Source organism: Streptomyces nymphaeiformis (assembly GCF_014203895.1).
GTDB classification, from domain to species: domain Bacteria; phylum Actinomycetota; class Actinomycetes; order Streptomycetales; family Streptomycetaceae; genus Streptomyces; species Streptomyces nymphaeiformis.
In genome coordinates this window covers 141,662-153,172 of the sequence record NZ_JACHJY010000013.1, presented here as the reverse complement: position 1 = coordinate 153,172, position 11,511 = coordinate 141,662, and the positions used below count along the sequence as shown (strand labels likewise).

General features: G+C 70.1%; 12 protein-coding genes, 1 tRNA gene and 1 pseudogene. 7 read left to right on the top strand and 7 right to left on the bottom strand.

Features of this window, described 5'->3' with window-relative positions; translation table 11 throughout:
• Window positions 1-44: 44 nt before the first annotated feature.
• Window positions 45-1,118, bottom strand: a complete 1,074-nt coding sequence (locus GGE06_RS36860) for a glycoside hydrolase family 19 protein (protein ID WP_220378608.1) — start codon at window positions 1,116-1,118, stop codon at window positions 45-47.
• 374 nt (window positions 1,119-1,492) lie between these two features.
• On the opposite strand from GGE06_RS36860, the gene GGE06_RS36855 reads away from it, so the two are divergent.
• A complete protein-coding gene (locus GGE06_RS36855) occupies window positions 1,493-2,032 on the top strand; it encodes an ArsR/SmtB family transcription factor (RefSeq protein WP_184932827.1) in 540 nt (179 codons plus the stop codon).
• A complete protein-coding gene (locus GGE06_RS36850) occupies window positions 2,029-3,300 on the top strand; it encodes an MFS transporter (protein ID WP_184932826.1) in 1,272 nt (423 codons plus the stop codon). The genes GGE06_RS36855 and GGE06_RS36850 overlap by 4 nt, the downstream gene beginning before the upstream one ends.
• A 51-nt stretch (window positions 3,301-3,351) precedes the next feature.
• Here GGE06_RS36850 and GGE06_RS36845 read toward each other — a convergent pair whose 3' ends face one another.
• Window positions 3,352-4,104, bottom strand: coding sequence for an alpha/beta fold hydrolase (locus GGE06_RS36845; protein WP_184932825.1), 753 nt, complete (start codon window positions 4,102-4,104; stop codon window positions 3,352-3,354).
• An 87-nt stretch (window positions 4,105-4,191) separates the two neighbouring features.
• Between GGE06_RS36845 and GGE06_RS36840 the strand changes: the two genes are divergently transcribed.
• Window positions 4,192-4,728 (top strand): PadR family transcriptional regulator, encoded by a 537-nt coding sequence (locus GGE06_RS36840; RefSeq protein WP_116163511.1) that lies wholly within the window; start codon window positions 4,192-4,194, stop codon window positions 4,726-4,728.
• Between the two features lie 7 nt (window positions 4,729-4,735).
• Here GGE06_RS36840 and GGE06_RS36835 read toward each other — a convergent pair whose 3' ends face one another.
• The gene (locus GGE06_RS36835; protein WP_246532959.1) at window positions 4,736-5,461 is read right to left on the bottom strand and encodes a hypothetical protein; all 726 of its coding nucleotides are present in this window, start codon (window positions 5,459-5,461) and stop codon (window positions 4,736-4,738) included.
• Window positions 5,462-6,211: 750 nt separating this feature from the next.
• On the opposite strand from GGE06_RS36835, the gene GGE06_RS36830 reads away from it, so the two are divergent.
• Window positions 6,212-6,286: transfer RNA gene (locus tag GGE06_RS36830), tRNA-Trp, on the top strand.
• 138 nt (window positions 6,287-6,424) lie between these two features.
• Here the strand turns inward: GGE06_RS36830 and GGE06_RS36825 are convergent.
• Together GGE06_RS36825 and GGE06_RS36820 are read right to left on the bottom strand one after the other, a co-directional pair.
• Window positions 6,425-7,496, bottom strand: a pseudogene (locus GGE06_RS36825) (MerR family transcriptional regulator).
• A gap of 26 nt (window positions 7,497-7,522) precedes the next feature.
• On the bottom strand, window positions 7,523-8,302 hold the full coding sequence (locus GGE06_RS36820; protein ID WP_184932824.1) for an NAD(P)H-dependent oxidoreductase: 780 nt from the start codon (window positions 8,300-8,302) through the stop codon (window positions 7,523-7,525).
• A gap of 170 nt (window positions 8,303-8,472) precedes the next feature.
• Here GGE06_RS36820 and GGE06_RS36815 point away from each other — a divergent pair, with 170 nt between their 5' ends.
• Both GGE06_RS36815 and GGE06_RS36810 read left to right on the top strand, forming a co-directional pair.
• The gene (locus tag GGE06_RS36815; RefSeq protein ID WP_116163505.1) at window positions 8,473-9,315 is read left to right on the top strand and encodes a helix-turn-helix transcriptional regulator; all 843 of its coding nucleotides are present in this window, start codon (window positions 8,473-8,475) and stop codon (window positions 9,313-9,315) included.
• Between the two features lie 76 nt (window positions 9,316-9,391).
• Entirely contained in the window at window positions 9,392-10,012 is a 621-nt protein-coding gene (locus tag GGE06_RS36810) for a phosphoribosylanthranilate isomerase (RefSeq protein ID WP_184932823.1), read from the top strand.
• Window positions 10,013-10,054: 42 nt separating this feature from the next.
• On the opposite strand, the gene GGE06_RS36805 is transcribed toward GGE06_RS36810, so the two are convergent.
• Both GGE06_RS36805 and GGE06_RS36800 read right to left on the bottom strand, forming a co-directional pair.
• Window positions 10,055-10,561 carry a hypothetical protein gene (locus GGE06_RS36805; RefSeq protein ID WP_184932822.1) on the bottom strand — a complete coding sequence of 169 codons (507 nt, stop codon included), beginning with the start codon at window positions 10,559-10,561 and terminating at the stop codon, window positions 10,055-10,057.
• Window positions 10,561-10,806, bottom strand: a complete 246-nt coding sequence (locus GGE06_RS36800) for a helix-turn-helix transcriptional regulator (protein WP_055639523.1) — start codon at window positions 10,804-10,806, stop codon at window positions 10,561-10,563. The genes GGE06_RS36805 and GGE06_RS36800 overlap by 1 nt, the downstream gene beginning before the upstream one ends.
• 307 nt (window positions 10,807-11,113) lie before the next feature.
• On the opposite strand from GGE06_RS36800, the gene GGE06_RS36795 reads away from it, so the two are divergent.
• Entirely contained in the window at window positions 11,114-11,413 is a 300-nt protein-coding gene (locus GGE06_RS36795; RefSeq protein WP_116163499.1) for a DUF6342 family protein, read from the top strand.
• Window positions 11,414-11,511: the final 98 nt, after the last annotated feature.

The following is an 11,511-nucleotide window of genomic DNA, read 5'->3' as shown; positions in this document are numbered from 1 at the left end:
CTACGGCCACCGACCACCGGCCGCCTGCTGCCTCGCCGGACGGCTCAGCAGTAGAGGTTGCCGCCCGGCGCCACCCCCAGGATCCCGGTGAACCGGTTGTACGCGTCCACGCGGCTCTGCACCTGCGCGGGGTTGCGGCCGTCGCACTCCAGGGAGCCGTTGATGCTGCGGATCGTCTGGCCGAAGCCGGCGCCGTTGACCATGGCGTTGTGCGGGGTCATCGTGCCGGGACCGGACTGGGTGTTCCAGTACCAGAGGCCGGTCTTCCAGGCGACGGCCGCGTCGCGCTCGACGCGGTAGGGGTCGTTCAGGAGGTCGATGCCGAGGGCGTCGCCCGCCGCCTTGTAGTTGAAGTTCCAGCTGAGCTGGATGGGGCCGCGGCCGTAGTAGGCGGCCTGGCCGGCCGGGCAGCCGTACGGCTGGCCCCAGTCGCAGTAGTGCGGGTAGTTGGCGGTGTTCTGCTCGACGATGTGGACGAGCCCGCCGGTCTCGTGGTTCACGTTGGCGAGGAACGCCGCGGCCTCCTGCTTCTTCACCGTGTCGCTGCCGGTGTTGGCGAAGCCGGGGTAGGCGCCGAGGGCGGCGACGAGGCCGCCATACGTGTAGAAGGAGTTCCGGTTCGGGAACATCTGGTTGAACTGCGCCTCGGTGACGACGAAACCGGACGGCGTGCCGCCACCGCTCGCGGGGGCGTTCCACTTCTGGTTCGCCGCGCCCGTGCAGGTCCAGATCTGCAGCCGGGTGCCGTCGGCGCTGTTGTTGCCGCGGACGTCCAGGCACTTGTCGGCGGCCGGGTTGACGATGTCGTGCGCGGCGGTGACCACCCACTGCTGGTTGGCGCCGCCGGAGCAGTCCCACAGCTGGACCGAGGCTCCGCTCGCGGTGCTGCGGTCGACGACGTCCAGGCACTTGCCGAGCGCGCGCAGGGTGCCGTCACCGGGGTTGGACCACCGCTGGGCGTTGGTGCCGTTGCAGGCGTAGAGCTGTACGGCGGTGCCGTTGGCGCTGGAGGCGCCGGCGACGTCGACGCACTTGCCGGCGAGGCCGGTGATGGAGCCCTCGGCGGCCTGGGCGGGCGCGACGGCGAACAGGGCGGAGAGGACGGCGGAGAGAACCACGGAGAGGACGACGAGGACCGGAAGCGAACGGGCGCGCTGACGGCGGCAGGTGCGGAGGGATCGCAGGCTGATGGGCACGCAGAACTCCTTGCCGAACGGGTCGGCCGATGGCGGGGGACAACGGGGTCGTCGTGCGACCGTGAAACTAGAGGTCTGGACCAGCTTGCGTCAAGGGGTGAAGTAAGTGCTGAGGAAAGGGTGTTGGCAGTGGCGCGCCGTTGCCACCAACACCCCGCTCGCCCCCTCGGCCCAGCTGCCGCACTCCCCCGTCGACACCCGCACAGAGGCGTGTACGAGTACGTCAGCCCCTGAACCGGGAGTTGACCGAACCAAACCCCTTGCCAAATGGTCAAGAAGTGTTGACCATTGAGGACATGACAACCGACGATCTTCCCGAGGCGTTCCACGTCACCACTGACGAACAGCTACGCGCCGTCTCCAACCTCACGCGTCACCGGATCATGGCCGTGCTCCGCTTCGAGCCCTCGACGATCACGCAGATCGCCGAACGAGTGGGCCTCGCGAAGGGGAGCTCCAGCTACCACGTACGACTGCTCGAACGGGCCGGCCTGGTGAAGGTGGTGCGGACCCGGAAGGTCCGGGGCGTCACCGAGCGGTACTACGCGATGGCCGCGCGGTCGATCGTGCTGCCGGATCCGGGCGAGGGAGGCCCGGACGTGCTGATGCGGCACGCGGTGGCGGACCTGGAGGCATCGCCGGCGGACGGCGAGCGGCACGTGGGGATGGCACATCTCCGGCTCACCGAAGAGCAGTTCGCCGAGCTGGGGGCACGGCTCGAGGCACTGGCGAACGAGTACCGGGCACTGTCCGATCCGTCGCTGCCGGACGCCTCGCTCGTCTTCGCCCTGTTCCACCCGGCAGCCGTCAAGCAGACCGAAGGGGAGGCCAAGTGACCGCAGACCTCAGGAAGTTGCCGACCGGGTTCGGACGGCTGTGGACCGCACAGACGGTGTCCTCGCTCGGTGACGGGGTGACGCACGCCGCGCTGCCGCTGCTCGCGTTGACGCTGACGCGGGATCCGTTGGCGCTCGCCGTCGTCACGGCCGCCGGAACGCTGCCGTGGCTGCTCTTCGGGGTGCTCGGCGGTGCACTGGTGGACCGCTGGGACCGCCGGCGCACGATGTGGGTCGCGGACGCGGCGCGTGCGGCGCTGCTCGCGATACCGGCGGCAGCGGCCGCGCTCGACGTGCTGAGCATTCCGCTGCTCGCGGCCGTCGCCTTCTTCCTCGGCGTCGGCGGGCTCTTCTTCGACACGGCCGCCACGGCCTACCTGCCGGACCTGCTCGGCCGCGACCCCGCGCTCCTGGAGCGCGCCAACTCCCGCCTGCGCGGCGCCCAGACCGCCATGTCCGGCTTCGCCGGGCCGCCCGCGGGCAGCGCCCTGCTCACGCTCGGGCGAGCGGTTCCACTGGTCGCCGACGCGGTCTCGTTCGCGGTCTCGGCACTGCTCGTACGATCGCTGCCCGCCGCTCCCCGGCCCGTACCGCAGGCCCGTGAGTCGCTGCTGCGGCAGGCGCGGGCCGGCGCCTCGTACGTGTTCCGCGACCGGGTGCTGCTCGGGCTCGCACTGCGCCCGGCCGTCGGGAACATCGCCTTCCTCGCCGTCGAGACCGTACTCGCCCTCTTCGCGCACGACCGTCTCGGCATCGGCGCCTTCGGCTTCGGCCTGCTCCTCACTGCGGAGGCCACCGGCGGTCTGCTCGGCGCGGCCATCGCCTCCTTCCTCGGCCGGCGCCTCGGCACCGGCGCCGCGCTGACCTTCACGGCCGCGGTCGAAGGACTCGCCATCCTGGGCCTCGCCGCCGCCCCGAACCCGTACGCGGCCGGCCTGGCGCTCGCCGTCTGCGGCGCGGCCATGGGCGCCACGATGGTGCTCGCCCCCTCCCTCCGACAGACGATCGTCCCCGCCCACCTGATGGGCCGGGTGGCCTCCACCTCCCGCATGCTCGCCATGTGCGCCGCCCCGTTCGGCGCCTTCCTCGGCGGCTGGCTGGCCACCGCCTACGACGTACGCACCCCGCTCTACACCGCCGCCGGCCTCCTCCTCACCATGACGGCCGTCACCGCGACCATGACCAGCAACCGCCGGGTCGAGGCGGCCCTGCGCGCCGCCGCCCCGGCTTCGGAAACCCGGGATCCCGTCCAGGAGCCCGCCCTCTAGGGCTCCGCGAGGTCGCCGGGACAGTGCTCCGACGGGTGGTGCGGGCAGCCGCTAGCCGGCCACCGCGGCGGCGAAGGCGTCGGGGTCGTCGAACATGACGTTGTGGCCGGCGCCGGGGACGTTCACGACGTCCACGCCGGCCTCCCGGAGCCCTTCCGCGCCCGGCAGTTTGCCGCTCAGTCCGCCCTGCAGGTACACCCGCGGAACGGAAGAACGGATCAGCATCTCCCGCATCACGGGATCGGTGCCCTGTACCAGGTGCACGGCGGACCGGTGCAGCGCGAGCGGGTCGGCGAGGCGCATGGTGGCCGCCCAGGTGGGGCCGACCCGTTCCAGGACACGGGCGAAGCCCCCGCCCCGTACGAACTCCTCCTCCGTGTACGACGCGATCCCGCTGCTGCTTGCCGTGGGCGCCGGCAACGGGTCGAGGTTGCCCTCGGTGACGACGAGCCGCCCCACCAGGTCGGGCCTGCGGTGGGCGAGCACGATGGCGACCGCACCACCCATGCTGTGCCCGGCGATCACCCCGCCGCGCACCCCGGCCGCGTCGAGCGCGGCGGCGAGGGCGTCCGCGTGGTCCTCGATGCGGTAGGCGAAGTCGTCGGGCCGGTCGCTGATGCCGTGTCCCGGCAGGTCGACGAAGAGGACCTGCCGGCCGGCGAGTTCGGTCCGGGCCGCGATGTGCGCGTGGTAGACGGTCGACGCGGAGCCCAGGCCGTGCACGAACACCACGGCGAGCCCTTCGCCGGCCGCCTCGGTCCATCGGATGACACTGCCCCGCTCGTCGAATCGTGCCTCGCGCACAGTCCACTCCCCTCTCGAATACATCGGCATCACAGTACTATGTCACCGTAGTACTGCGGCAGCGTCATCGTGGGAGAGAATGCGGGCATGCTGGAACTGTCGATCCTCGGTTTCCTCTACGAGACCCCGCTGCACGGCTACGAGCTGCGCAAACGCATCACCGCCCTCACCGGCCACGTACGCCCGGTCGGCGAGTCCACGCTGTACCCGGCGATCAAGCGCCTGGAGAAGGCCGGCCTGCTGGTCCGCGAGACCCGGCCCGGCCCCGCCGCCGCGCCCCGCCAGGTCCTCACCCTGACCCCCGCCGGCCGGGACGAACTCCGGCACCGCCTCGCCGACGCCGAAGGCCCCGACGTGACCGACGAGAACCGCTGGTTCACCCTCCTGGCCTTCCTGCGGCACCTGGACGACCCCACCGCCCAGGCCACCGTCCTGCGCCGCCGCCTCACCTTCCTCGAAGAACCCGCCAGCTTCTTCTACGCCGGCGAACACCCCCTGCGCGCCGAGGAACTGGACGACCCGTTCCGCCGGGGCATCCTGACCATCGCCCGCGCCACCACCCGCACGGAACTCACCTGGCTCCGCACCACGCTCACCGACCTGGAGAACCACCTGGTGCCGTGACTCGGATTCACGTGCCGTCCGCCCGGGCCGAGCGGGGTCGCGTGCGCAGGGTCGGCAGTCGGGCATGCTCCTCGGCCCCGGCCAGACCCTCGCCCAGGGCCAGGAGCGAGAGCAGCCGCACCGGGCGGCCCGTGGTGGCCGCGGCCTCCAGTTTGTGGTGGCCGTCGAGGAGGAAGTGCGTCAGGCCCCAGTGGCGGTAGTGGTCGGTCGACCGGGCGGAAGCGGGTTCGCACACGTCCGGCGTCGAGACCGCCACCGCCGTCGGGACGGTTCCCCGGCCCATGAGTTCGGCGTACTCGTCGACGCGCCGCCTGTCGTTCCACGTCGGGGGAACCATGGGCACGACGAACTCGTAGAGGTGCGCCGATGCGTCCACCGCCGTCTCGAAGGTTCGGTAGTACGGCGTGTGCGGGTACTGCGGGAAGCCCCAGAAGTCGTCGAGTCCCCACGTGGCCACCTGCTCGCCGCCGAAGTAGTCGCCTTCCTTGCCGGGAACGACCAGTCGCGGCTCGATGCGGAGCAGCACAGGGAGGTACTCCCCCGCCGGCAGCAACGCACTGAACACGTCGATCACGCCGCCCGCGTCCGGATCGTCCAGGGTGCCGGCGAGTTGCTCCTGCACGCCTGCCGGCGACAGCGTCTGCGTGACGGTCTCCAGCCGAGAGAACAGGAACGCGCACGTGCCGCACCAGCCGCTGAGCTCGAAGGCCGGTTCGCCGTCGACGACGAGCAACCGCGCCCCGGCCCGCCGCCCGCCTCCTGCCGCTCCGCCGCGAAGCGCAACCGCGCCTCGGAGTCCGGAACACCGAGCCTGCGCGGCTCGCCCCATGCGATCACCATGGACCGACCGTAGGGGACGTCGTCGAACTTGGCACGTGACCCTGGTGCCGGACCGCGGCGAAAACGGGCGGCGCGCGCATCCGGCATCGTGCCGGGCTGTGCACACCGAAGGAACGTGGCTCAGTTGGCCAGAGCATCGGTCTCCAAAGATTCCGCGATACATTGGAGCCATGTGGACAAAGGACCGCCTTCGGTGCGAACGAAGCCTTCCCACCTCCGAGTTCAGCGTCAATCGGGCCCGGAAGGATGGACTTCAGGGGTACTGCCGAGAGTGCATGAAGACGTATCGGAGAGAGCACTACAATAGGAACAAACAGCCTTACTTGGATCGAGCGAAAGACCGGAACAATAAGATCCGAGCGAGCACCCGCAAGGAACTTCTGACCTACTTGGCTGAACATCCGTGCGTGGACTGCGGGGAATTGGACTTCCGTGTCCTGCAATTCGATCACAGGGAGCCGACACAGAAGGCGCGCACAATCAGCGACATGGTTCGAAGGGCGACCGCCTGGAACACCGTGTTACTGGAGATCGAAAAGTGTGACGTCAGGTGTGCGAACTGCCACGTCAAGCGAACAGCGGTCCAATTCGGATGGTGGATGGACAAGCTTGACGTCATCGACGATGACTAAACGCAAGATGTAGGAGTACAGCTCAACTGGTAGAGCGGCGGTCCCCAAAACCGCGTCATGCGCAGGTTCAAGTCCTGCTGCCTCTGCTGACCTCCGGTGTTCTGTCCCCCTTAACCCTGGAGATCGCCGGGATGTAGCACAGCTTGGTAGCGCATCCACTTGGGGAGCGGAAGACCGCAGGTTCAAATACTGTCGCCCCTGCTGTCGACGTCCCGTCGGGCTCCTCAGGCCACCAGGAGACGGAGGCCCGACTCCGCCGCGTCGAAGCCTGCGAGTCCCGGGTTTCGTTCGACCCAGCGGCTTGAGGAGAGGTCCTCGCGCAGCTTGTTCACCGCGCGCTGCTCGGCCTCGGCTCCGACTCTCGTCCATACCGAGACCGCGCGGCGCACATGGTCGTCCAGGTACGCCTCGGGACGGCGCCAGTGGGCCTCGAAGAAGCCGTCGGCGCAGTCCCACGGGGTGAGGACCGGCTCCAGGCGGGCCCCGATCACGCCGGCCGGCCGGTCCACCGAGGGCCGGCCGGCGACCAGGCCGGCGACCTCGGGGAGGTAGTCCCGGGTGAGCCGGAAGTGGTGACGCCAACCGGTATCGCCGGCGTCGTGCGTGAACACCACCACGCGCTTGGCCACCCGCCGCATCTCCCTCAGCCCGGCGATCGGGTCCTGCCAGTGGTGAACGGTGCTGAACGCCATCACGGCGTCGAAGGACCGGTCCTCGAACGGCAGGCCCTCCGCGGCGGCCGCCACGCACGGCGCCGTGCCCGCGGGACGCTGGGCCCGCATCACCGCCGACGGCTCGACCGCCGTCACATCGCGGTCCGGTGGCTCGTACGAGCCGGTGTCGGCACTCACGTTCAGTACCGTCCGCGCGCCCCCCGAGCGCCTCCCAGACCCTCACGGCGATCCGCGGCTCGGTGCGCCGCGTCGCCGGGTACGCGGCGCCGATGGCCTCGTACAACTGCGGCCCGAACAGCTTGAGTTGTTCCTCTGGCGTCATACGGCTCCCCCTTGCCCGTGCCTCCGGTTCCCTGTCGATGGCCGTCACCATGGCGGCAGCGCGGTCGCGCTGGTCGAGCGGCAGGCCGTGCAGCCGGTGCAGGTGCGCGGCCGCGTCGGTGGTCGGGGCGTCGACGAGATCCGCGATCTCGCACAGTCCGAAGCCCAACCGCCGATAGGCGAGCACCTCCCGCAGGCGTTCCACGTCGCCCGCCGCGTAGGCCCGACATCCGGCCGTGGTGCGCGCGGACGGCTGTACGAGGCCGATCTCGTCGTAGTGATGCAGGGTGTCGAGCGTCATCCCCGGGGCAGCGGACCGCGCCGGTGTCAGTCGCGGACGTGCAGGGCGAATCCCGTGCGGCCGTCCGGCTCCAGGCCCTCCTTCAGGTGCAGCGAGGGGATCTCGTAGTCGCCGAAGTTCTGCCGGCGGAAGGGGATCGGCTCCGCCGACTCCAGCGTGAGCAGGCGCTGCCGCCAGGCCTTCGCGACGCCCTGGTAGTCGTCGTCGGTCATCCGGTCGCTGCCGTACTGGACGAACGGCGGCAGCGGCTCGATGCCGGGGTAGTAGAGGATGCCGTGGTGGATCGGGAACAGCAGGTCGTCGATGGGGCCGTTGATCCCGCGTGCGGCGTAGTGAGACTGCGGGCCGCCGACGGTCACCGAAAGGAGGGCCTTCCTGCCGGCGAGGGTGCCTTCGCCGAAGCGCTCGCCGTACTTGGTGTCGCTGTGCTCGCCGACGCCGTACGCGAAGTGGTAGGTGAACACCCGGTCCACCCAGCCCTTCAGGATCGCCGGCATCGTGTACCACCAGAGCGGGAACTGGAAGATGATCGTGTCGGCCCACAGCAACTTCTCCTGCTCGGCCGCGACGTCCGGGGTGAGCGTCCCGGCGTCGAAGGCCCGGCCGGAGTCGAGGGCGACCTTCAGCGGGCTGGAGGCGGCGGGGCCGTAGTCGGCGGCGTCCACGACGGCCTTCCAGTTCATCGCGTACAGATCGCTCACCCGTACCTCGTGCCCCGCGGACTCCAGGGTGGACACGGCGAGGTCCTTCAGTGAGCTGTTGAGCGACTTGGGCTCCGGGTGGGCGTGGACGATCAGCGTCTTCATGGGGGACTCCTTCGGATCGGGTGACTTCGATGCGGATGGCTTCGATGTGGATGTCTTCGATCCTGGGCGTCGCGGCGGCAGGTGTTCAGGGACGCTTCTTCCGTCGGACCGCGCTTCCTGGTAATGGCAGGGCCACCTTCGCGGGAGCCGCCGCGGCCATACTGGGGGGCATGGACGATCTTGCGGGCTTCCTGCGGACCCGGCGTTCCCGTATCGACCCCGCCGCCGTCGGCATCCCGACCGACAGCCGCCGCCGGGTCGAGGGGCTGCGCCGCGAGGAGGTCGCGCACCTGTCGGGGGTCAGCGTCGACTACTACGTACGCCTGGAGCAGGGTCGCGCGACCCAGCCGTCGGCCCAGGTGCTCGACGCGCTCGCCCGCGTCCTGGGCCTCGACGAGACCGAGCGCGGGCACCTCCACCGGCTCGCCGGGCAGCGCCGCCGCCCGGCGAAGGCGCCGACGGGGCGCCTGCGGCCCGAGGTGCTGCGCGTCCTGGACCTGGTGGGCGACGCACCCGCGCTGATCATGAACCACCGCCTGGACGTCCTCGCCGGCAACCGCCTCGCCCGGCTCCTCTACGGCCGGCCGATCCCCGGCCTGAACACCGCCCGGCACCTCTTCCTGGAGGAGGCCGAGCGCGGGCTCTACGCGGACTGGGAGACGTGCACCCTCGACGTCGTCGGGCATCTGCGCCTGGCCGCCGGCAAACACCCCGACGATCCCCGTCTCGCCTCCCTCGTCGGCGAGCTCGCCATGGGCAGCGAACGCTTCCGCCGCCTCTGGGCGCGTGCGGACGTGCGCGCCCGTGCCCACGGGCGCAAGGCGTACCGGCATCCGCTCGTCGGCCTGCTCGAACTGCACCACGAGAACTTCGCGCTGCCGGACGAGTCCGGCATGGAGCTGTTGGTGCTGTCCGCGGCCCCCGGCAGCCCCGCCGAGGACGGGCTGCGCCTCCTGGCGGGCCTGGACACGGACGGCGCCGACGCGCGGACCGGAGCCGACGCCCAGGTCTGAGCCCTGCGGTTTCGGCTGCTGCGCGGAGATTGAGTAGGCTCGGGGGGCCGCGCCGGTGCCAGCAGAGGAGAGACACGTGTTCGTGAAGGTGTGCGGGCTCAAGACGCCCGCCGACATCGATGCGGCGGTCGCGGCCGGGGCGGATGCCGTCGGTCTGGTGATCAGCGGGACCAGCGTCCGCGGACTCGAGCGGGACCACGCGGCACGGCTCGCCGCTCACGTGCCCGAGGGTGTCCTCTCCGTCCTGGTGGTCAACGACACCCCTGCCGCCGAAGCCGCCCGGATCGCGAGTGAGCTCGGTTTCGGGGCCCTCCAACTGCACGGGAAGGCGTACGGCGAGGAGGACTTCGCGGCCGCGGCCGGGATCTTCCCGCGGCTGTGGCGCGCCACGTCCTTGAGCGACCGGCCCGATACGCGGGTCGGCGCCTACGGCGAGGAGGTCCTCCTCCTCGACTCGCCGCGGGCTGGTTCCGGAGAGCCGTGGGACCTGTCCCTGCTGGAGACGGCCCGGCCCGAGGGGGCCTGGCTGCTCGCCGGCGGGCTCGCGCCGCACAACGTCGGCGAGGCGATCGGCCGTGCCCGCCCCTGGGGCGTCGACGTGTCCAGCGGGGTCGAGTCCGCCCCGGGCGTCAAGGACCACGATCTGATCCGTACGTTCGTCACGGCGGCGAAGTCGGCCGCCCCGCACGGGGCCTGAGCCCCGCACGGGGCCTGAGAGCCCGTCCCGGAGCGGCCGGTGTCACTCCTCGTCGTCGCCCAGGTCGTCCTGGACCCGCAGCCCCGCCACCCACAGCGGCATCATCCAGTGCGCCGCGAGCACGCCGACGAGGACCGGGGCCACGGCGGTCTGGAGGGGTGCGTCCGCCAAAACGCCGTAGGCCCCGACGCCGAACGCCGTGGCGACGAGCAGCCACAGGGTGATGCGGTGGGCCAGGGCGCGCACCCGGTCGCGCTCGACCAGCTGGCGCTCGTCGAGCATCCGGCCGCGCAGCTCCAGGAGTCCGCGCGTGGAGCCGTTGAGCAGGCCGGTGAGCAGCATCCAGGGAAGCATCACCGCGGCGACCAGGACCAGCAAGCCGTATCCGGACCCGAACACGGTGCTGATCCAGGCGCCCACTCCGGTGACGGTGAGGGCGATGTGCGCTCCCACGATCAGTCGTCGCCTGGGCACGGTGGCATAGGCCGCGGCCGCCCGGCGGTCGTTCATCACGGCGTACATCCGTCGGTCGTAGCGCGTCGCGGTCATCACTGCTTCCTCCCGTAGACCTCGTCGGTGAGCGGCTGGAACGGCTCCAGGGAGAACAGCGCCTCCACCGGCAGTCCGAAGAACCGGGCCACTTTCAGGGCCAGGTCGAGGCTGGGGTTGTACTGGCCGCGTTCGATGTAGCCGATGGTCTGGTAGTGGACACCCACTGCCTCGGCGAGTGCCTGACGCGACACTTTCCGCTCTGCCCTGACAACCGCCAGCCTGTTGTGTACCTGCTCGCTCATATATAAGAAGTACTACATTCGAGCGCAGGAACACAACATCCCGACGGGCCACCTGGTGGCCCGACCACTCGCCGGGCGCGCACCGCACGTAGCCGCCACTTCGACTCTTGCCACGGCGACTTTTCGGACTTTCCTTGCCTCTACAGCCCTAAGCACTGATTCGCGACTGACCTGAGTCAAATCCAGTCATAGTCATGACACTTGGTGCCGCGATGTGAACGAACTGCATAGGTTCTGGAGCAGTTCGGGAGGTCGCGTGACGGCCCGAGCCTGAAAGTTCTTTCACCGCCACAGGAGAGGAAGCAGCATGGCTGACATCGATCTCGGAGTGGCTTCGGACTGGGACGAGGGCGACACCCACGGCCGCGTCAAGCTGCGGCAGAACCAGGTCTACCCGAGCTCGCCGAAGAAGGACGTACTCATCAGCTCCCCCGTGAGCATCGAGCTGTCAGTGAACACGAACTACTCCTCCTCCCAGGAGGCGGACAAGATCTACTTCACGACCCACCACGGCTCCACGAAGAAGATCATCGGAGTGCTCGACTCCGACGGCAACCTGTACATCGCCGGTCGCGTGATCACCGATCAGAAGGACCTCCGGTACTGAGGTTCTCCTTCTACGTCGGATGAGTGAGATGGTGGCGGTCTTGCCGTAGTAGGCAGCAGGTGGCGAGGCCGCGCCATTGCAACCGCCCGCTCTCAGCG